Source organism: Lutibacter sp. (genome assembly GCF_041555395.1).
GTDB lineage: Bacteria > Bacteroidota > Bacteroidia > Flavobacteriales > Flavobacteriaceae > Lutibacter.
Genome location: NZ_JBFFKM010000022.1, coordinates 17,533 through 40,030 on the forward strand (window position 1 = coordinate 17,533; position 22,498 = coordinate 40,030).

Here is a 22,498-nt window from a genome sequence, read left to right on the forward strand (position 1 = left end):
TTATTTATTAATCTTTTCTAATAAAGTAAAATCTAAATGTTTGCGCTCTAAATCAGTACGTTTTACTTTAATTAAAACTTGATCACCTAGTTGGTAAATGTTGTTGGATGATTGCCCTACCAAAGCATATTGTTTCTCGTCAAAAATATAAAAATCATCTTTAATTTCACGGATTCTGCACATTCCTTCACATCCGTTTTCAATAATTTCAACATAAATTCCCCATTCTGTAACTCCGGAAATAACACCTTTGAACTCTTGATCCATGTGTTTTTCCATATACTTAACCTGCATATACTTGATGGATTGACGTTCTGCACTTGTAGCCAGATATTCCCTTTCTGAAGAATGTTTGCATTTTTCTTCATAGATTTCTGCCTTTGGAGATTTACCTCCAGATAAATAATGTTGCAACAAACGATGCGTCATCACATCAGGATATCTTCTGATGGGTGAAGTAAAATGACTGTAATAATCAAAAGCCAATCCGTAATGACCTATGTTTTCCGTCGTATAAACTGCTTTACTCATAGTTCTTACCGCTAAGGTTTCAATCATATTTGCCTCGCTTTTTCCACTCACGTCACTCAATAATTTATTAAGTGAAGCTGCGGTTGATTCTTTGCTTGACATGTCAATTTTATTGGAATATCCAAATTTACTGACAATGGTTTGAAGTGCTGCCAATTTATCGTCATTTGGTTCATCATGCACACGATATATGAACGTATTTTTAGTTGGTAAACCTTTACTTCTTCCAACAAATTCGGCAACTTTTCGGTTAGCCAACAACATAAATTCTTCAATCAGTTTATTAGCTTCTTTTGCTTCTTTAAAATAAACTCCGGTAGGTTCCGAATTTTCATCTAAAATAAATTTAACTTCTGCCCTGTCAAATGTTATTGCTCCTTGTTGCAATCGTTTCTTACGAAGAATTTTAGCCAGTTCATCTAGTTTTAAAACGGCTGTGACTATCTCAGGCTGAACGTTATATTGTTTTCCTGTTATAGAAATATTTTGGGAAATAATGTCGCTTTTTGATTCGATTATTTCCTGTGCTTCTTCATAAGCAAAACGTTGATCAGAATAGGTCACCGTTCTTCCAAACCATTCATTGATGACATGGGCCTTCTTATTTATTTCGAAAACTGCAGAAAAGGTTAATTTTTCTTCATTTGGACGTAAGGAACAAACACCATTCGACAATACTTCAGGAAGCATTGGAACCACTCTATCTACTAAATAAACCGATGTTGCCCTATTATAGGCTTCATCATCTAAAAAAGTATTTTCATGCAAATAATGAGAAACGTCCGCAATATGGATTCCTATTTCATAATTCCCGTTTTCCATAGTTTTAAATGATAAAGCATCATCAAAATCTTTGGCATCTTTAGGATCTATGGTAAACGTAAGGTCGTTCCTCATGTCTCGGCGTTTACCAATCTCTTCTTTTGTAATTTCTATAGGTAGTTTTTCGGCTTCATTTTCAACTTTTTCCTCAAATTTATAAGGCAAACCATATTCTAAAAGAATAGAATGAATTTCAGTGTCATGATCTCCGGGTTTTCCTAAAACTTCCAAAACTTCTCCAAACGGATTTTTTGAATTTTCAGGCCAATCAACCATTTTCACCAACACTTTAACCCCGTCTTCAGCATTTTTTAATTTATTTTTTGGAACAAAAATATCAGAATACATTTTTGAATCATCCGGAATTACAAATCCGAAATTATTATTGAGTTGCACTACACCAACAAACTCAGTTTTTGCGCGTTTTACAATTTCAACAACATCACCTTCTTCCCTGCTGTTTTTTTGACGGTGATATAAATAAATTTTTACGGTATCTTTATGTAAAGCCCTGTTTAAATTTCTCGAAGGAATATAAACATCACGCTCCAACTCATCGCAAATAAAATAACCATTTCCATTTGCGGTGGCATCAATGGTACCAGTATAATATTTTGAAAGCGCTGCCATTTTATATTTACCGCGCTCTGTTTCTTCAATTTTTTTTTGAGTTTTTAACTCTTCTAATTTTTGAATAATTTGATTTCTTCCGTTAGTATCCGTGATTTCTAATTTTGCACAAATTTGACGGTAATTGAAACTTTTATCAGGAGATTGGTTTAATATTTTTGATATTCTTTGTGTTAAATCTTTGATAACGTTTCCTTTCTTTTTATAGATTTCTTTTCTTTTCGACATGTGTTTAATACTCTTATATTTGCCTCAAAAGTACAATTTTTTACCCTAAAGAGATTATTAAATGGTTATATAAATAACTAGTTGTATTTTTCCAACTTAAAATTTTTCAATTATTATGAATACAAAATGGTTTGTTATTATAAATCCAACTTCAGGAAATGGCGCAGCCAAGAAAAAATGGATTCCTATTTATAATGAGTTGAAAAAACAACAATTTAATTTCGATTTTAGTTTTACTGAACACAAAAATCATTCCTTTGAAATACTTAAAAAAGCATTAAAACAAGGAATCACGAAATTTATTTGTGTCGGCGGTGACGGAACGCTTCATACCATCGTTAATGGAATTTTAAGTTTAAATCCTGTAAATATATCAGAAATAAAACTTGGAATTATTCCAATTGGAACTGCAAACGATTGGGTAAGAACATACAACATATCAAAAGATTATAAAAAAGCCATTCAAACTCTTAAAGCCGAATTTACTGTAAAACAAGATATTGGAAAATTGCTTATTCATGAAAATAATACTACAATCTACTTTAATAATTTAGCAGGAATTGGTTTTGATGGTTATGTCGTAAATAAGGTTCACCATTACAAAAATTTAGGTTTTTTAGCATATTTAACAGGCGCTATAGTAAGTTTAACGAGTTATAAAAAAAGTACTTTAAAAATTATTTTTAACAAAATTAAAATAGAAGAAAAAACTTTGATGCTTTTAATGGGAATCTGTAAATATTCAGGCGGCGGAATGCAATTGACCAAAAATATAAATCCGACTGATGGACTTTTTGATATTTCACACATCAATAAAATTTCTTTAATAACGCTTTTAATAAATATTGGAGGTTTATTTAATGGTAAAATAACCCATCATAAATTGGTTAAAAGTTATAAAACTTCCAAATTGAAAATAACCGTTTTAGATACTCAAAAAACCTATATTCAAGCTGATGGAGAATTGGTGGGTATGGGAAGTTTTGAAGCTGAAATATTACCGAAAGCTTTACATTTTATTGTAGCTAAATCATAAATGTTAAAAATTTCTTAATAAAATTGTAATATTTAACAAAGTAGTTCGTCTATTAAGAAGATAAAGCGATAATTATGAAAAGGTTATATAAAATTAGTTTCTTTTTTTTGATGATACTTCTTCTTGGAATCTATTTTTCCATAAAAAGCATCAACACTTATTTTTCTTCGAAAGAAACTATTGAAGTAATTTAGTTATCACAGGGTATTATAAAACTGACGATTAAAGTTTAATTTTAAATGTTGTTAACATACTATATTATAATAAAAACTTTATTTAAAAAATTTAAAAAAAATTGTTTGTTATGATAGTGTGTTAATAAGTACAATAAATTTTTAATATTAAGTTTTTGTAATTCAAATATCAAAAGATATAAACAGTTTATCAAAATTTAACTCGTTAAAAATCAATAAAATTAAATAGGTTATAAACAGTCTTTAAAAAGATAAAATTAACCATTTATTTAATAAGTATTTCATTTCAAATTGTTCATAATAGCCTTAAGAATTGTTCAAAACTAAATTTAAAAAAAGATAATAATTGTTGCACAGCAATTACAGGTTTTAGCACTACAACATTCAATTCATATTTCAAAAATTAGTTTTCATTTTTAAACATCAAGTTATTCACAATATCATTTCATCATAAAGTAATTGTGAATCAATAAATTAAAAAATGCTATTAACAATTTTATTTTTCAAGGTTAATAACTATGAATTTGTATTTTTGTAAACTATAATGTATTAATAAAGCTACTTATGACCATTGCAATAGGAAACGATCACGCAGGAACCCAATACAAATTTGAAATTGTAAAACTGCTCAAAAAAAAAGGGTATAAAGTGTTAAACTTTGGAACCGATACAGAAGGCAGCATGGATTATCCTGATTCTATTCACCCAGTTGCAGAGGCTGTAGAAAGCGGTAAAGCAGATTATGGAATTACGCTTTGCGGTAGTGGAAATGGTGCTCAAATGGCAGCTAACAAACACCAAGGTATAAGAGCGGCTTTATGTTGGAATAATGAATTAGTTGAATTGGCGCGTTTACATAACAATGCCAATGTATTAAGTATTCCTGCTCGGTTTGTTTCATCACAACAAGCTTTAGGTTTTGTGGAAATATTTTTAACAACTGAATTTGAAGGCGGCCGGCACCAAACTAGAATTGATAAAATACCGACAAAATGTTGCTAATAGGTATTTTAAATCAATTGTAATTCGTAAATCTAAATGAGTCAAAATCACGCCCATAACCACCCAAACTTAACCGGTAAAAATTTACTTTTCTCTATAATATTAAATATTGTAATTACCATTGCACAAATTATTGGAGGAATTATTTCGGGAAGTTTGGCATTAATTTCTGATGCTGTTCACAATTTTTCTGATGTTGTTTCATTAATCATAAGTTACGGCGCCAACTTACTTACCCATAAAAAAAAGCAAACTTTAGAATATACTTTTGGCTATAAAAGAGCAGAAATGATTGCCGCTTTTTTTAATGCGGCATCCTTAATAGTTATTGCTGTTTTTTTAGGAATTGAAGCTATTAAGCGTTTTTCAGAAATTCACGAAATAAAAAGTGAATTGGTAATATGGCTGGCTATTTTAGGAATCGCCGCTAATGGCTTGAGTGTTTTGTTGTTAAAAAAAGATGCAAAACACAATATGAATATGAAAAGTGCTTACCTTCATTTATTGTCGGACATGTTGACTTCAGTAGCGGTTTTAATCGGCGGTTTGTTAATGAAGTATTATCAGATTTATTGGATTGACGCCTTTTTAACCTTATTGATTTCAATCTATTTAATTTATATGAGCTGGAATATTTTAATAGATTCCTTAAAAATTTTAATGCTTTTTGCGCCTTCACATATTAAAATTAATGAAATTGTAAATGAAGTTTTGAATGTTGAAGACATTAAAAACATTCATCATATTCACATATGGCAATTGAATGATCACGAATGCCATTTTGAAGCGCATTTAGAATTTAAAAACGACATTAAATTATCTCAATTTGATTTAATTTGTGAAGAAGTTGAAAAATTGTTGATGGAAAAATTTCAAATTCAGCATTGTAATTTACAGCCAGAATACAATAGAGACGACCTTAAAGAAATTATAATCCAAGATTAGTATGCTCACTATTTTAACAAAATCATTTTCTGAATTATCAACAAAAGAACTGTATGATATTTTGCAATTGCGTGCTGAAGTTTTTGTGGTTGAACAAAATTGCGTTTACCAGGATATAGACGGGAAAGACCAAAAATCATTGCATGTAATCGGATTTAAAAATGACAAAATTGTAGCTTATTGCCGAATTTTTAAATCTGGTGATTATTTTGAAAAAGCGAGTATTGGCCGTGTAGTGGTTGCTAAAAATGAACGTAAATTTGGCTATGGCCATGTCATATTTGAAAATTCTATAGAAGCTGTTAAGGAGTATTTTAAGGAAACTTCCATAAAAATATCGGCACAATTATATTTAAAAAAATTTTATGAATCCCATGGATTTGTTCAAATTGGCGAAGGTTATTTAGAAGATGACATTCCACATATTGCTATGATAAAAAACTAATAAAATGAACAACCCGAAGGTTAAAATCATTGCCATTAAAAATTTGTCAAAGGCGCATTATAAACTTGACAAAGTCGATTTTGAGTATCAAATAAAAAAGGGCAACTGGCAAACTCAAAGTAGGGAATGTTACGACAGAGGTGATGGGGCTGCAATTTTATTGTACAATCCAACAAAAAAAACGGTAATTCTCACCAAACAATTTAGAATGCCGAGCTATTTAAACCGCAATCAAACCGGAATGATGATTGAAGTTTGTGCAGGTTTATTAGATGAAGACAATCCTGAAGCTTGCATCATAAAAGAAGCTGAGGAGGAAACGGGGTTTAAAATAAAAAATCCCAAAAAAATATTTGAATTGTATTCAACACCAGGAGCGGTCACTGAAAAAATACATTATTTTGTTGCTGAATACAATGATCAAATGAAAATAAGCGATGGAGGCGGTTTAGAGGAAGAACATGAAGAAATTGAAGTGTTGGAAATTTATTTTGAAACCGCTTTAACCATGATTTCAAAAGGAGAAATAAACGACGCCAAAACAGTCGTTCTTTTGCAATATGCAAAACTGAATCACTTGGTATAAAAGATATTTTTTGTTCATACTTATTTTTTAAATATGGTGAAAGCTACCATACTTTTTTATAATTTAGCGGCAAACTATTTTAACTCATTTTATTAAAATTATGGCAGAAGACAAAGAAAAAGTTGCAAAATTAAAAGCATTGCAACTCGCATTAGATAAATTAGACAAAACCTACGGAAAGGGAACTGTAATGAAAATGGGCGATGTTGCCATAAGTGATATTGAAGCCATTTCAACAGGTTCATTGGGATTAGATATCGCTTTGGGTGTTGGTGGATATCCAAGAGGAAGAGTTATTGAAATTTATGGACCAGAATCATCAGGTAAAACAACATTGGCTTTACACGCCATTGCCGAAGCTCAAAGAGCTGGAGGTATTGCTGCTTTTATCGACGCGGAACATGCTTTTGATCGTTTTTATGCTCAAAATTTAGGTGTTGATATCGATAATATGATTATTTCTCAACCGGATTATGGAGAACAAGCTTTAGAAATTGCTGACAATTTAATAAGTTCAGGTGCTGTTGACATTGTTGTAATTGACTCTGTGGCAGCATTAACGCCAAAAAGTGAAATTGAAGGTGAAATGGGCGATTCCAAAATGGGATTGCACGCAAGATTAATGTCACAGGCGCTTCGTAAATTGACAGGAACCATTCATAAAACAAATTGTACCGTAATATTTATCAATCAGTTGCGTGATAAAATTGGGGTGATGTTTGGTAATCCAGAAACAACTACCGGTGGTAATGCTCTTAAATTTTATGCATCTATTCGTTTAGACATCAGAAGAAGAACACAAATTAAAGATGGCGAAAAAGTAATAGGAAACAGTACCAAAGTTAAAGTGGTTAAAAATAAAGTGGCTCCGCCATTTCAAATTGCGGAATTCGATATTATGTATGGTCAAGGAATTTCTAAAGTTGGAGAAATATTGGATTTAGGTGTAGAATTGGGAATTGTGAAAAAAAGCGGTTCTTGGTTTAGCTACGGCGAAACCAAATTAGGTCAAGGTCGTGACGCCGTGAAAGTCTTAATAAAAGACAATCCAGAATTGGCTGATGAGCTGGAAACAAAGATTAAAGAAATGATCAATATGAAAGAATAGTTAAGTTCATTTTTGCTCAAATAAATTGATAAAAAAGGAGGTAATTTAGAAATTACCTCCTTTTTTAATTTGGGTAACTTATTAAAAATAAACCTATTATTTATAGAATTAAAAACATAATTGGCAAAAACAAAATTGCATTATTTTTTTTCTATAACTAATATTAGTCTATTTTTGTCAAATAAATTTGAATTAGTAATTTTCCATAACTTTACACACTTCCAACAACTTTTGAAAAACACAACTTATAAAATACTATTGGGGCGAACAGATATTGTTGATTTCCCTAAACTTGATTTGTTTGCTATTGATATAAAAGTAGATACAGGAGCTTATACTTCCAGTATTCATTGTCACAACATTGAAGTGGAAAATAATATATTAAAATGCCAACTTTTAGATCCTCAACATGAAAAATACCACGAAAAATATTTTACATTCACTGAGTTCGCCCAAAAAATGGTAAAAAGTTCTAATGGAATTTCTGAAAATCGTTATTTAATTAAAACTGAAATATTCATATTTAATGAAATTCACCCCATTGAACTTTCTTTAACAGAAAGAGGTTCAATGAAGTTTCCTGTATTATTGGGTAGAAAATTTCTGTCTAAAAAGTTTATGGTTGATACTTCAAAAAAAAACCTGTCATTTAAAAACATAACTCTTAAAATTTAATAGTATGAAAATAGTTGTTTTATCAAGAAACCCTAATTTATATTCTACACGTAGATTAGTTGAAGCAGGGAAGAGTAGAAATCATGAAATTTTTGTTGTAGACCACAGTAAATGTGACATCATAATTGAAAAGAAAAAGCCAGCAATACGTTATAAACATGAATTACTAACAGATATAGATGCGGTAATTCCAAGAATTGGCGCTTCAGTTACTTTTTTCGGAACGGCAGTTGTGCGACAGTTTGAAATGATGAAAGTTTTTACTGCTATTGAATCCCAAGCGTTAATGCGTTCAAGAGATAAACTAAGAAGTTTACAGGTATTATCAAGAGCAGGCTTAGGTTTACCAAAAACAGTCTTCACCAACTATTCAAAAAACGTACAAGATGTTATTGATAGTGTTGGAGGAGCTCCTTTGGTTATAAAACTGTTAGAAGGAACTCAAGGTTTAGGTGTGGTTTTAGCAGAAAACAACAATGCTGCTACATCTGTTTTAGAAGCTTTTAACGGATTACAGGCAAGGGTAATTGCGCAAGAATTTATAAAAGAAGCAAAAGGCGCTGATATTCGAGTATTTATAGTAGATGGTACTGTTGTTGGCGCCATGAAAAGACAAGGTAAAGAAGGTGAATTTCGTTCAAACCTTCATCGTGGAGGAACTGCAGAAATCATAAAATTATCAATCGATGAAGAAAATGCAGCATTAAAAGCAGCCAGAGTTATGGGTTTAGGAATTGCGGGTGTAGATTTATTGCAATCAGCAAGAGGTCCTCTTATTTTGGAAGTAAATTCTTCTCCGGGATTAGAAGGTATTGAAGCCGCTACAGGTATTGATATTGCAGGAAAAATAATTCATTATATTGAGAGACATGCCGAATGATTTTAATATTCTTCATCAAAAAATAAAATTGGGTGAAACGGTTCAAATTAATATGGATATTGCCCGTTTAAATACGCGTTCAAAAATTGAAGTGCCCATTATTGTTTCAAGAGGAAAAGCTGAGGGACCTTGTTTATTGTTAATTGGCGGCATTCATGGAGACGAAACCAATGGCGTTGAAATTGTGCGTCAAATTGTTGCTGGAGGCTTAAATAAACCAGAAGTCGGTACGGTTATTTGTATTCCACTTTTAAATGTATTTGGTTTTTTAAATCAGAAAAGAGAATTTCCAGACGGAAGAGATTTAAACAGAATGTTTCCGGGTTCTAATACTGGGTCATTGGCTAGTAGATTTGCTTTTAATCTTATGAGTAAAGTGATTCCTAAGGTTGATTATTGTATTGACTATCATACAGGTGGGGCACAACGTTTTAATTATTCCCAAGTAAGAATAGATCGTTCAGATGAGGAAACTTTAAAATTGGCTAAAATATTTGGCTCTCCTTATATTGTTTACAGTAAAAGCAAAGAAAAAACGTTTAGAAAATCTATGGCAGATTTAGGAAAGAAGGTGTTGCTTTTTGAGGGAGGAAAATCATTGAACTTAGATAAAATTGTTACAAAAGTTGGGGTTCAAGGCGCTATTAATGTCATGCATTATTTGGGTATGAGGGATTTTTCTTCTAACATTTCAAAAATAAATACGGTAATACCACCTATAATTATTCAAAGTTCCAACTGGGTTAGAGCAAAACATTCAGGAATGTATAGATCTTATATAAGCGCTGGCCAAAAGGTAGAAAAAGGGGTAAAACTCGGAAGTATTTCAGATCCATTTGGAGATTTTGAAAGCGTTTTTAAATGTACCCAAGAAGGTTATATTTTAAATTCAAACCACGCTCCTGTTGTAAATCAGGGTGATGCTCTTTTACATATTGGATTTGAATAAAATAAATGTTAAAAGCAGCAAACATATCGTTTGGGTACACTTCAAAAGAAGTCATAAAAAATATTAGCTTTAAAGCGAATAAGGGCGATTATATTGCAATTATCGGGGAAAGCGGTTCAGGAAAAAGCACACTGTTAGAAATTATCTACGGACTGCTCCATATTGAAAAAGGCACCGTATATTGGAATGATAAAAAGTTGCTGGGCCCAAATTTTAGGTTAATTCCGGGTGAAGATTTTATGAAATACTTGCCACAGGATTTCGATTTAATGCCCTACACAACGGTTGAAGAAAATATTGGTAAATACATTTCCAGTCAGGATAAAAATAAAAAAAAGCGGATTAGGGAATTGTTGAAAGTGGTTGATATGAAGGAGTTTTCCCAAACCAAAGTCCAAAACCTGAGCGTAGGACAAAAACAACGTGTCTCGATCGCCAAAGTCATTGCTAAAGAGCCTCAGGTTTTATTGTTGGATGAACCTTTTAGCCACATCGATAATTTTAGAAAAAACAAGCTGAGAAGAGATCTTTTTAAGTATTTAAAATCTAAAAATATTTTGTGCATTGTTGCCACCCATGATACCACCGATGCACTTTCTTTTGCAGATAAAATTTTAGTGATCAGGAATGGAAAATTAATTGCAAAAAATACTCCGGAAAAATTATATAAAAATCCAAAAAGTGCCTATATCGCTTCTTTTTTTGATGAAATTAATAAAATTCCATTAAGCGAAATTGATACAAGTACCACTTCAAAATATACTGTTTTATTGTATCCGAATGAGATTAAATTAACTACGAATGAAGGTATAAAAGCAACTGTTGTATCTTCTTTCTTCAAGGGAAGCCATTATTTAATTGAAGCGCTTTTAAACAAAACAACCTTATTTTTTGAACATGACGCTTCATTAAAAAAAGATGCTCAAATTTTTATTAAAATTGATGCCGACGCCATTTCAAGGAATGTAGTTTAGGAATAGTTGTTTTAAAACTTTTCAACAATTTCATACTCCCGTACTTCCAAATCCGCCCGCACCACGTTTGGTTTCGCTTAAAACTTCAACTTCTTCCCAATCTGCCCTTTCGTGTTTGGCGATGACCAATTGCGCAATGCGTTCGCCGTCATTTATCATAAAATTCTCATTGGAAAGGTTGACCAATATTACGCCTATTTCACCTCTATAATCAGCATCAATGGTTCCTGGAGCATTTAATACCGTAATTCCATTCTTAGCCGCCAATCCACTTCTTGGGCGAACCTGCGCTTCTGAACCTACCGGAAGCGCAATAAACAATCCTGTTTTCACAATAGCGCGTTCTAATGGTTTTAGCGTAATTACTTCTGAAATATTTGCGCGTAAATCCATTCCGGCTGATGCGATGGTTTCATAGCTTGGCAATGCGTGTTTTGATTTGTTGGTAATTTGTATTTTCATTTGTTTAAATTTTATTTTTTAGCGGTAACAGATGCTGTTCGCCATTAATCATTACTTTGTGTGTCAAAATTTGTAAGGCTCGTTTCATATGATTCTATTATTTTATGTGATAAAGCCAGGTAATGACTTCTAAAAATTCAGACCTCCAAAAAGCTTCATTATGTTTGCCTTCAGGGTTTATTTTTGTTTTTAAATTTAATGGTTTGAAGCCGGTTTTCAACAATAATTTTTCCATTTTTTTTGTGTCTTTATCAGTATCATCTCCTTCTTTTCCGCCAACCAGCAAAAATAGTTTTACATTTTTTAAATTACCTTTTTCTTTCGTGAAATCTTCCACTTTTTCAGAAAACCAAAATGAAGTTGACAAAGCGCCTATTTTCCCAAAGGTATTGGGGTATTGAAGTCCGCCGTAATAGGAAATCAATCCGCCCAAGGAACTTCCAATTAATCCAGTATGTTTTTGTTTTGTTTTGGTTCTGTAATTAGAATCAATATAAGATTTTAGCGTATTCGCGATAAAATCCATATAAATATTGCCTTTTCCGCCGCCATATTTTTTATTTTTCCAAGGCGTATATTCGTTGATGCGTTCTTCGCCTGTGTTTTCAATTCCCACAATAATAAAACCTTTTCCTGTTTTTTTGAACAGCTTATTTAAGGCTTCATCAACCTCCCATTCTCCAGCATAGGAAGTTGCGGCATCAAATAAATTTTGGGCATCGTGCATATAAATTACCGGATATTTTTTTGTTGAATTATGATAATTCGGCGGTAAATAAATCCAGACTTTATGACTGATTTCATTAAGGTTTGGTATTACAAATTCTTTTTGAATAACGGAAACATTTTCCGAAGCTGTAGATTTTTTTTCAACAGTATTTTGAGAAAAAGCAAATGAAGTGCTTAAAAAAATGATGATAAAAAAAGCAATTAAATGTTTCATTCTAATGAATTGCTATCGTTTTATTAGGGTTAAAATTTCTTTTTTTTCATTCCAAAAAATCAGCATTCCAAAAACCAATACCAAGATTGCGGACACCAAATAATTTTCTCTGAAATACGTAAATGACACAAATGAAATTATTATTGATGCCACCAAATAACTTCCTGATTTTTTTAAATTGTAAGGAACCGGATATTGTTTATCACCAATAAAATAAGAAAGAACCATCATACTTCCATAAGCCAAAAGTGTTGCCCAGGCCGATGCAATATATCCAATTACAGGAATTAAGGAGATATTGATTACGATTGTAATTACCGCTCCAATAATTGAAAACAGCATTCCGTAGCTCGTTTTATCATTTAATTTGTACCAAATAGATAAATTATGATAAATACCCAAAAACAAATTGGCCAATAAAACAATAGGCACAATTGCAATGGCATCCCAATATTGCTCATTGATAAAGAGTTGTTTTATGGCATCTAAAAAAACAACAATACCAACAAAAACCAATGCACCAACAATGATAAAATAGTTTAGAATTCTGGCGTAGGTAACTCGGGCATCTTTATGGTCGGAATGGTTAAAAAAGAAGGGTTCCGCACCCAAGCGAAAGGCCATAATGTACAAATTCATAAAAATTGCCAGCTTATAACAGGCTGAATAAATTCCCATGGAAGTTTTATCCATCATTTGTCCAATTAAAAACTTATCTAAATTTTCATTAATCACATAAGCAATTCCGGCAACGGCAATTGGCCAGCTGTAAATCAGCATTTTTTTAAACAAAATACCGTTAAAACGCCATTTAAATTTCAGAAGACACGGCAGCAGTAAAATTAATGAAGCGGCGCTTCCAACAATGTTGGCAATAAATATAAAATTAACGATGGAAGTGCTTTGAAATATTGTGCTTAAAACTTCAGGAATGTTTTTGCCGCTGGCTTTAAATTCGGGAATAAACTTTAAAAAAACCAAGTTTATAGCCACAATGACTCCTACATTAATCATTTTGATTGCGGTGTATTTTATAGGCCTGTTTGAGGCGCGTAAATAAGCAAATGGAACCACGGAAACAGCATCAATTGCCAATATACCAATGAATAATTTAAACTGTAGTGGGTTTTCGCTGAAGTCGAATAAGTTGGTAAAAAAGTCGGAAAACGAAAAAGCGACCGTCACAAATAATAATGCGGCAACCAAAACACTTAAAAATGAAGTGGAAATAATGTCATCTTTTTTATTTTCTGTTTTATAAAATCTAAAAAACGCAGTCTCCATACCAAATGTTATCAGCACTGTAAACAAGGCAATCCAAATATAAAAATTGGTATTTTCCGCATAATTACTTGCTGGCAAAGCATCTGTATGTATGCGAACCAGCAAAAAGTTAATGACTCTCGGTAAAACCGCAGCAATTCCGTAAATGATGGTGTCTTTAAAAAATCTTTTAAGTGCGCTCAATAGTGAATTTCAGTGTAAATAAGATTAAAGCATAAATGTACAAAAGTAATATTTCTATTCAACAAAATAATTTTAGGCTTTTTAATGCCGTAGTCTAACGATTTTATATTACTTAATTTTTTTTTTATTAATATATATTTTAAAATTGTCGCATTTTTAAAACTTCAACCCCGCCAATTATAACTATTTTGATTTAATAAACTGATATGAATCAAGAATCATTTTGATTAAAATCATTGTACGTTTCTAATTTTTATTTTTTTTTTGAAAATTCAACTTTGACCCCGAGCGTACCTATATTCTTTTATTGTAAAGAAAAATTGATGATTAAAAATAATTTATTACTATAAAATGAGACAGTTAAAAATATCAAAACAACTTACTAATAGAGAGACTAAATCGTTGGATAAATATTTCCAAGAAATAGCAAAAGTTGACTTAATAAACGGCAATACTGAAGCAGAACTAGCGCAACGTATAAGAGCTGGGGATCAAGTGGCTTTTGAGCGATTAATAAAAGCTAATTTGAGATTTGTTGTTTCAGTTGCAAAACAATACCAAAATCAAGGTTTGTCATTAGCTGATTTAATAAATGAAGGAAATATAGGTTTAATTAAAGCGGCAAACCGCTTTGATGAAACACGCGGATTTAAATTTATTTCATATGCAGTATGGTGGATTCGCCAATCAATTTTACAAGCGCTGGCCAATCATTCTCGTATTATACGTTTGCCTTTAAATAAAATTGGTGCAATTAGTAAAATTAACAAGGTGTACGCTTTTTTTGAGCAAGAAAATAAAAGACCACCTTCAGCAGAAGAAATTTCAGAAAAATTAAATATGAATTTAAGGGAAGTTAAAAAGTCAATGAAAAACATGCGTCATCATGTGTCTTTGGATGCACCATTAATTGAAGGTGAAAACTCTACGCTTTATAGTGTATTAAATACAGGAGAATTTCCAAACCCTGATAAAGGATTGGTAAATGAGTCCTTGAAAATTGATATTACCCGCGCTTTACAAACGTTAAAACCAAAAGAAGCGAATATTGTTCAATTATATTTTGGTTTAGGGGATGCCCAGGAAATGACACTTGAAGAAATTGGCCAAACGCTACATTTAACTCGTGAGCGGGTTCGTCAAATCAAAGAAAAGTCAATAAGAAGATTAAAAAATTTATCAAGAAGTAAAATATTAAAAATGTATTTAGAATAATTGTTGTTTAATAAAACATATAGGTTCACAATTTTAATAGCGCATTTAAGTAGTTTTTTTTTTTTACTTTTGGGGTTCAAAATTTATAGAAATGAGTACAAACCCTAAAATTGCCGTTTTTGGCGGGGGAAGTTGGGCAACAGCCATTGTAAAAATGTTGTGTGAAAATATGGAACAGGTTGGCTGGTATATGCGAAATCAGAGTGCCATAGAATATATTAAAGAAAACGAGCACAACCCAAATTACTTAAGTTCTGCAGAACTTGATGTGAATAAACTGTATTTATCAAATGACATCAACGATTTGATTCGTTATGGCGATATTTTAATTTTTGCCATTCCATCTGCATTTTTGAAAGAAGAGTTGGATAAAATTACACAGGCTTTATCTTCAAAAATAGTTTTTTCTGCCATAAAAGGAATTGTTCCTGAAAGCGGATTGATTGTTGGCGAGCATTTTCATAAAAATTATAAAATTCCGTTTAAAAATATTGGCGTTATTGCCGGTCCTTGTCATGCGGAAGAAGTTGCTATGGAACGGTTATCTTACTTAACCATTGCGTGTCAGGACGCCGAAAAAGCCGATCTTTTAAGCAAATATTTGTCAAGTAATTATATAAAAACAAAAACTTCAGACGATATTATTGGCACTGAATATGCCGCGATGCTTAAAAATATTTACGCCATAGCTGCAGGAATGGCTCACGGATTGGGTTATGGAGACAATTTTCAAGCGGTTTTAATGTCAAATTCCATTCGCGAAATGAAGCGTTTTATACGGAAAGTACACAGAATGAAACGCAATATCAACAACACTGCATATTTGGGCGATTTATTGGTTACCGGGTATTCCGTTTTTAGCCGAAACAGAATGTTTGGCAATATGATTGGTAAAGGATACACTGTTAAAAGTGCCATGATGGAAATGAGTATGATTGCAGAAGGGTATTATGCCACAAAAAGCGCTTTTTTAATCAATGAAAAAAACAAAGCAAGAACGCCCATAATTAATGCCGTTTATGAGATATTATACCAAAATAAAAATCCAAAACAAATTTTTAAAGAATTAACGGATGTAATGGATTAGCCATAGATTAGCATTACGAATATATTTTTTATAAAATAACTCAAAAAAATTCAAAAACAAGCGCAATTATGAGTACTTTAGTACTTTAATAAATTATTTAACAATGAAAAAAGGAACAGTAAAATTCTTCAACCAAGCTAAAGGATTCGGATTTATCACCGAGGAAACTTCATCAAAAGACTACTTCGTACACATTTCAGGATTAATTGACAAAATTAGTGATGGAGATGAAGTTGAATTTGAATTAGAAGAAGGAAAAAAAGGATTAAGTGCGGTAAATGTAAAAGTAATTTAATATTTATTCGTTGTCCTTAAAAAAATTAAAAACCAGTCAACAATGACTGGTTTTTTTATACAACTGAATTTTAAGTTATTATATGCTTTTTTGGTTGACAAATATCATAAAAATACAGAGGTACCTTTTGTAAATTTACAATCTTTTAAAATTAAATTGAAAAAGGTGTAAAATCATTAATTTTAAACAATAGCAATGAAACCTAAAATAGGAATAGTGTACTCAACGGTAGACGGACAAACGCTTAAAATTTGCAATAAACTTAAAGAAGTCCTTCAACAAAATAATCAAGAGATTGATTTAATTTCAATTGATGATTTTAATGAAGATATCACCAAATATGATAAACTTGTTATAGGGGCAAGCATAAGATATGGAGTTCATAATGATAAAGTAATTGAATTTATAAAAACGAATAAAAAACAACTTGATTCCATAAAAACGGCTTTCTTTTCAGTAAATCTGGTTGCTCGAAAACCAGAAAAAAACACTCCTGAAACAAATCCGTATGTGGTGAAATTTTTTAAAACAATCGACTGGAAACCAACAATTGTTGAAGTTTTTGCCGGCAAACTGGACTATAAAAAATATCCATTCTTTGACCGAAAAATGATTCAATTAATCATGTGGATGACCAAAGGTCCCACAAATAGCGATGCTGAAATTGAATATACCAATTGGGAAAAAGTTAACGAATTTGCACAACAACTTATAAAGTTATAATTTTTATTCTCAAAATGCCAGTTTATTTATTTATTTATAAAATTAATTGAATTATATTTACCAGGCTATAGTTGCATGAAACAGAATAATTAAAAAGATATACCGCAAGTGTGAAAATGCAACTAAAAATTATTCAGGATACCTTGTCCTTCATTTCCAAAAATGGTTATGAAACCAATCATGATAAATTCCTAAAGTCAACATCCAAATTTTTAGCGGAATTATTTAATGTTAATTATGTATTGATTGACAAATACTCACTAAAAAAACCCACCATCGCAGAAACCGTTGCTTTTTATAGTAAAGGCATTTTCAGGGAAAATATAGGTTATAAATTAGCCTACACTCCTTGTGATACAATTATCAATAAAAAGTTTTGTTCCTATCCAACCAACGTAAGTAACATTTTTCCAAAGGATGACTTCTTGACGCGAATGAATATTGACAGCTATATTGGGATTCCTTTATGGAGTTCAAATAAGGAACCAATTGGATTGATTGCTTTAATGGATGACAAACCAATTAATGAGGTAGAAAACATTGAAATAGCATTAGGAATAATAGCAATAAAAATAGAAGAAGTACTTGAAAAAACATTTATTAGAGATATTCTATATCGAAAAGTAGAGGAGTTAAAATCATTAAAAGAAATTGCGGAAGAAAGTGAACAGAAATTAAAAGAAGCACAGCAAATTGCACATCTGGGGCATTGGGAACTCAACATTTTAAACAATAAATTAACTTGGTCTGACGAGGTTTACAGAATTTTTGAATTGCAGCCACAACAGCCTGAAGCTTCTGAGGATTTGTTTATGAAATTGGTTCATCCAGATGATATTTCCAAGCTTGAAGAGGTCTATTTTAATGCGTTTAAAAATAGAACACCATATGAAATAAAATACCGATTATTATTTAAATCAGGAAAAATAAAATACATTCTTGGAACCGGATTTACAGAATATAATCACAAAGAGGAACCCATATTTTCAATTGGAACAATTTTAGACATCACCTCTCAAATAAAAACAGAAGAAGATATTAAAAAGGCCAAAGAAAAAGCCGAAGGAAATGAAAATAAATTCAAAAAATTAGCCAATTTAATTTTTGACGGAATTATAATAAGTGAAGATTTCGTAGTAAAAGAATGCAACAATGTGTTTTTAAAGATGTTTGGCTATTCCCAAAAAGAAATTATTGGTAGAAATATACTTATACTACTTTTTCATGAAAAATATCACGAAATAATTAAAGAAAACGGATTACAAACCCACACACGCCCTTATGAAATTGAAGGTATTCGAAAAGACGGCACTATTTTTCCGGTTGAAATAGAAGGCAGAAATATTGATTTGGGTAACGAAAATTTTACCAGGCTTGTAACTTTTAGGGATATTACTGAAAGAAAGAATACTCGAATTGAAAATAAAAAACTCTCTACTGCAATTGAACAAAGCGCCAATACCATTATTATTACCGATGTTCATGGGAACATAGAATATACCAATCCCAAATTTACTGAACTTACGGGATATACTGCGGTACAAGCCATGGGAAAGAATCCTAAAATTTTAAATTCAGGAACGCAGTCCAAAGCATATTATGCCCAAATGTGGCAAACAATAACATCAGGAAAAATATGGAAGGGAGAATTTCAAAATAAAGCTAAAAACGGGAATTTTTTTTGGGAAAAGGTAACCATAAGTCCCATAAAGAATGATTTTGGAGAAATTATTAATTATTTGGCGATAAAAGAAGATGTTACCAAAAATAAATTAGCTGAAGAAAATTTACGACAAGCAAATGAAGAAATTGAAAAAAGCGAGAAAAAATTTCGGGAGCTTTTTGAAAAATCTGGGGACGCCATATTAATTATTAAAAACGGGGTTTTTGTGGAATGTAATAAAGCAACTTTGGATATGCTTGGGTATAAAAAATACGAAGATGTTTTAAACCTTCAACCTTCAGAATTATCCCCTGAATTTCAGCCAGATGGCATAAATTCTTTCGAAAAATCAGAAAAATTAATAAATATTGCCTTAGAAAATGGCACGCATCGTTTTGATTGGTGGCATATTAAAAGCAATGGAGAAAATTTTCCCGCTGAAGTGTTGTTAACAACCATTGAAAATGAGACCAACAACAAAACTATTCATTGCGTTTGGAGAGATATTACCGATCGTAAACAGGATGAACAAGAATTACTGAAACAAAATAAAGAATACAGAATACTTTCTGATGACTATTTAACTCAAAATACAGCCCTAAAACAATTAAGCAACGAGCTGTCTGAAAAAAACAGGTTGATTTTAGAAAGTAATGACCGATTTATAAATTTATTTGAACAAAATCCCGTTCCACTTTGGGAACAGGATTTTTCGGGAATTATAAAACTTCTTAATCTGAAAAAAGCCGAAACAAAAGATTTAAAAATATATTTAGATGAAAATCCTGATTTTGTTGGTGAATGTATTTCAAACATAAAAATATTAAATGTAAATAAAGTTGCTCGTGAATTATTTGGTGTAAAAAATGTAGAAGAATTAAAAATTCACTTAGGCAAAACAAACACCAAAAGAGCCCTTGAAGTTCTTAAAAATGAATTCGTGTCCATTGGTGCAAATAAAAAAGCATTTAGCGATGAAACTGAATTGGTTGGAAAGGATAATTCCATAATATCAGCCATTATAAAATCTGTGATTATAGATGATTACGGAAAATCAATTGCTTCTGTTATTGACATTACTGAGGCAAAAAACGCAGAAAAAAAACTCAAGGAAATTCAATATTTATTGCTTGAATCTCAAAAAATAGCCAATATAGGTTCGTATGAATTGGATTTTTCAAATGGCATTTGGAAAAGCTCACCGGCTCTAAATGATATTTTTGGAATTGATGAAGAATACATTAGAAATATAGAGGGATGGACAGGTCTTGTTCATCAGGAAGATAGAGCGATGATGGAGCAACATTTTGAAAAAAATATCATAAAAAACAAGGAATCATTCAAAAAAGAATACCGCATTACAAGAAATATTGATAAACAAGATCGCTGGGTGCTTGGAATGGGTAAATTAGAATTTGACAATCAAGGAAATCTAAAAAGGTTAATCGGAACTATTCAAGATATTTCTGAAAAAAGGAAAATTTTACAAGAAATAATAAATGCCAAAGAAAAAGCCGAAGAAAGCGGACGTCTAAAAACCGAATTCATCCAAAACATGTCACATGAAATTCGAACCCCAATGAATGGTGTTTTGGGCTTTTCTGAATTATTGGACAATCCTGAACTATCTGATGAAAAAAGGAAACGTTTTATTGAAATCATTAGAAGCAGTGCCAATCAGTTATTGCACATTATTGATGATATTATGGAAATTTCCGTGCTGGAGACCAAACAAATTAAGGCTGAAGAGAATCCAGTTTGCCTAAACGATTTGCTGCATGAATTGTTTGCTATTTTCAACATAAAGGCAATTAAAAATAAGATTACATTGGTTTTAAAAAATGGACTTTCTGAACATGAAAGCACCATACTTACCGACAAAAACAAGCTGAACAAAGTATTAAACAATTTGATGGAAAATGCCATAAAATTTACAACGGAAGGCACAGTGGAATTGGGATACAAGTTAAAAGACAAAGAAATTGAAATCTTTGTGAAAGACAACGGAATTGGAATAAAACCAGAAAGTCAAAAAATTATTTTTGAACGATTTTCACAAGCAGAAAAAGAATTGTCCAAAAAGGTTGGCGGATTAGGCCTCGGACTCTCCATCGCAAAAGAAAATGCCGAGTTATTGGGTGGGAAAATTTCATTAATATCGAAAATTGGTGAAGGCGCTTCTTTTTATGTTACACTACCCTACAAACCGGTTAATTTGGTTCCGAAAATTGAAAAAGAAGAAAAAAAGGCAATAGAAAGCAAAGAAAAATATACCATTTTAGTGGTAGAAGACGAAGAAGTAAATTTTATGGTTATAGAAATATTGCTGGAGGATAAAATTAAATTTCCCTGCACCATAATTCGCGCCAAAGATGGTATGGAAGCTATTGAGTTATGCAAAAATAATGCAGAAATTGAATTGGTTTTAATGGATATCAAAATGTCAAAAATGGACGGGTACGAAGCAACAAGGAAAATAAAAGAATTTCGTCCCAACTTGCCCATAATTGCGCAAACTGCGTACTCATCTCCCGAAGAAAAGGAAAAGGCATTTTTAGCCGGTTGTGACGATTTTATATCAAAACCAATAAGCAAGGGGGTTTTAAATTCCAAATTAAAAACCTATTTATTGGTAGGTGAAAATAATCACATAGGACTAGATTATTAAAAAAGGAGGTTTAAAAGATGAACCATTTCAATCAAAAACTAATAAGTTTCAAAAAAACTCGTTAGGTTTAGTGAAGCTATTAAAATAATTAGTAATTTGAAATGAAAATCAGAAGTGTTGCTATCTTTGGATGGGGATTATTACTCCTAAATTTCAAATTGGATGCCCAAGAAAAATTAATTTCAGAAACAGACAGTATCGCTATATTTGATACTTATATTTCCTTAAATTCTTCTGAAAACATATCTCCAATTATATTCAATGATGGACTTATTTATGCTTCTGCGAATACATCAAATTACTATCGGCTTTTCTTCTCGGATTTGAAATCAAAATCCAAAAAAATCAAAATAAGCAGTAAATACAACTCAGGACTTGTTGCGGTTTATAAAGATGAAATTTATTTTACTGGAAAATCAAAATATTCTAAATCGGACGGTATTATGAATTTAGTAATTTATAAGGGTATAATAGAAAATTTTAAGGTTTCAAAAGTAGCGCCATTACCAATTTGTAAAGAGAGGTTTTCTTACAACAATCCTACAATTTCGAGGAACGGAAAACAAATGACGGTGGTTACAAACGAAAATGGAATGGTTCATTTATTAGAATTAACCCTAGATAATGAAAATAAATGGAAGAGATCAAGTGTTGTGTTTATTGCTCAGGCAAACTTCAATATTATAAACCCAACATTTTATAATGAAAACACTATTTATTTTTCATCAAATATAATTAAGGGGAAAGCAAATATAGATAAGATAAATTATACGATTAAAGATGGAGAGCCAATAATAACAGACGTGTTTTATAAAACAGACGTCTATAATATTTATAAAATAGTCAGGATAGAAGGAAGATGGCTATTACCGGAAAAACAAACAATATTTAATTCAGATTTTGATGACTTAGGTGTTGTGTTTAAAACAGAAAAGAGCGGTTTTATAAACACTTTCAGGTATGATAATAC

At 31.4% G+C, this 22,498-nt stretch carries 20 protein-coding genes; 16 read left to right on the forward strand and 4 right to left on the reverse strand.

The window, feature by feature from the left end:
* Positions 1-2,211, reverse strand: coding sequence for a ribonuclease R (rnr, locus tag ABY285_RS06530; RefSeq protein ID WP_372768259.1), 2,211 nt, complete (start codon positions 2,209-2,211; stop codon positions 1-3).
* 115 nt (positions 2,212-2,326) lie between these two features.
* Between rnr and ABY285_RS06535 the strand changes: the two genes are divergently transcribed.
* The 10 genes from ABY285_RS06535 (at position 2,327) to ABY285_RS06580 (ending at position 11,005) form a co-directional block, all read left to right on the forward strand.
* Entirely contained in the window at positions 2,327-3,247 is a 921-nt protein-coding gene (locus ABY285_RS06535; RefSeq protein ID WP_372768261.1) for a diacylglycerol kinase family protein, read from the forward strand.
* A 758-nt stretch (positions 3,248-4,005) separates the two neighbouring features.
* Positions 4,006-4,443 carry a ribose 5-phosphate isomerase B gene (gene rpiB / locus ABY285_RS06540; RefSeq protein WP_372768263.1) on the forward strand — a complete coding sequence of 146 codons (438 nt, stop codon included), beginning with the start codon at positions 4,006-4,008 and terminating at the stop codon, positions 4,441-4,443.
* A 36-nt stretch (positions 4,444-4,479) separates the two neighbouring features.
* Positions 4,480-5,388 carry a cation diffusion facilitator family transporter gene (locus tag ABY285_RS06545; protein WP_372768265.1) on the forward strand — a complete coding sequence of 303 codons (909 nt, stop codon included), beginning with the start codon at positions 4,480-4,482 and terminating at the stop codon, positions 5,386-5,388.
* A 1-nt stretch (position 5,389) separates the two neighbouring features.
* Positions 5,390-5,833, forward strand: a complete 444-nt coding sequence (locus ABY285_RS06550) for a GNAT family N-acetyltransferase (protein WP_372768267.1) — start codon at positions 5,390-5,392, stop codon at positions 5,831-5,833.
* A gap of 4 nt (positions 5,834-5,837) precedes the next feature.
* Positions 5,838-6,419 carry an NUDIX domain-containing protein gene (locus ABY285_RS06555; protein ID WP_372768269.1) on the forward strand — a complete coding sequence of 194 codons (582 nt, stop codon included), beginning with the start codon at positions 5,838-5,840 and terminating at the stop codon, positions 6,417-6,419.
* 100 nt (positions 6,420-6,519) lie between these two features.
* Positions 6,520-7,527, forward strand: a complete 1,008-nt coding sequence (gene recA / locus ABY285_RS06560; RefSeq protein ID WP_372768271.1) for a recombinase RecA — start codon at positions 6,520-6,522, stop codon at positions 7,525-7,527.
* A gap of 231 nt (positions 7,528-7,758) precedes the next feature.
* Positions 7,759-8,202: an ATP-dependent zinc protease gene (locus ABY285_RS06565; protein WP_372768273.1), complete on the forward strand. Its 444-nt coding sequence runs from the start codon at positions 7,759-7,761 to the stop codon at positions 8,200-8,202.
* Between the two features lie 4 nt (positions 8,203-8,206).
* A complete protein-coding gene (rimK, locus tag ABY285_RS06570; RefSeq protein WP_372768275.1) occupies positions 8,207-9,082 on the forward strand; it encodes a 30S ribosomal protein S6--L-glutamate ligase in 876 nt (291 codons plus the stop codon).
* Positions 9,072-10,031: a succinylglutamate desuccinylase/aspartoacylase family protein gene (locus ABY285_RS06575; RefSeq protein WP_372768297.1), complete on the forward strand. Its 960-nt coding sequence runs from the start codon at positions 9,072-9,074 to the stop codon at positions 10,029-10,031. The genes rimK and ABY285_RS06575 overlap by 11 nt, the downstream gene beginning before the upstream one ends.
* Positions 10,032-10,036: 5 nt before the next feature.
* Positions 10,037-11,005 (forward strand): ABC transporter ATP-binding protein, encoded by a 969-nt coding sequence (locus tag ABY285_RS06580; protein WP_372768277.1) that lies wholly within the window; start codon positions 10,037-10,039, stop codon positions 11,003-11,005.
* A gap of 30 nt (positions 11,006-11,035) precedes the next feature.
* On the opposite strand, the gene dut is transcribed toward ABY285_RS06580, so the two are convergent.
* From dut to ABY285_RS06595, 3 genes are all read right to left on the reverse strand, one after another.
* The gene (gene dut, locus ABY285_RS06585) at positions 11,036-11,467 is read right to left on the reverse strand and encodes a dUTP diphosphatase (protein ID WP_372768279.1); all 432 of its coding nucleotides are present in this window, start codon (positions 11,465-11,467) and stop codon (positions 11,036-11,038) included.
* A gap of 97 nt (positions 11,468-11,564) precedes the next feature.
* Entirely contained in the window at positions 11,565-12,410 is an 846-nt protein-coding gene (locus ABY285_RS06590; RefSeq protein ID WP_372768281.1) for an alpha/beta hydrolase, read from the reverse strand.
* Between the two features lie 12 nt (positions 12,411-12,422).
* Entirely contained in the window at positions 12,423-13,877 is a 1,455-nt protein-coding gene (locus tag ABY285_RS06595) for a polysaccharide biosynthesis C-terminal domain-containing protein (protein WP_372768283.1), read from the reverse strand.
* Between the two features lie 351 nt (positions 13,878-14,228).
* Here ABY285_RS06595 and ABY285_RS06600 point away from each other — a divergent pair, with 351 nt between their 5' ends.
* The 6 genes from ABY285_RS06600 to ABY285_RS06625 all read left to right on the forward strand — a co-directional run.
* Positions 14,229-15,092, forward strand: a complete 864-nt coding sequence (locus ABY285_RS06600) for an RNA polymerase sigma factor RpoD/SigA (protein WP_372768285.1) — start codon at positions 14,229-14,231, stop codon at positions 15,090-15,092.
* A gap of 91 nt (positions 15,093-15,183) precedes the next feature.
* Positions 15,184-16,179 carry an NAD(P)H-dependent glycerol-3-phosphate dehydrogenase gene (locus tag ABY285_RS06605; protein WP_372768287.1) on the forward strand — a complete coding sequence of 332 codons (996 nt, stop codon included), beginning with the start codon at positions 15,184-15,186 and terminating at the stop codon, positions 16,177-16,179.
* 103 nt (positions 16,180-16,282) lie between these two features.
* Positions 16,283-16,474, forward strand: a complete 192-nt coding sequence (locus tag ABY285_RS06610) for a cold-shock protein (protein ID WP_372768289.1) — start codon at positions 16,283-16,285, stop codon at positions 16,472-16,474.
* 195 nt (positions 16,475-16,669) lie between these two features.
* A complete protein-coding gene (hemG, locus tag ABY285_RS06615) occupies positions 16,670-17,197 on the forward strand; it encodes a menaquinone-dependent protoporphyrinogen IX dehydrogenase (RefSeq protein WP_372768291.1) in 528 nt (175 codons plus the stop codon).
* Positions 17,198-17,313: 116 nt separating this feature from the next.
* On the forward strand, positions 17,314-21,528 hold the full coding sequence (locus ABY285_RS06620) for a PAS domain S-box protein (protein ID WP_372768293.1): 4,215 nt from the start codon (positions 17,314-17,316) through the stop codon (positions 21,526-21,528).
* Positions 21,529-21,629: 101 nt separating this feature from the next.
* Positions 21,630-22,498 (forward strand): hypothetical protein (locus tag ABY285_RS06625; RefSeq protein WP_372768295.1); only part of this gene is annotated, 869 nt, incomplete at its 3' end.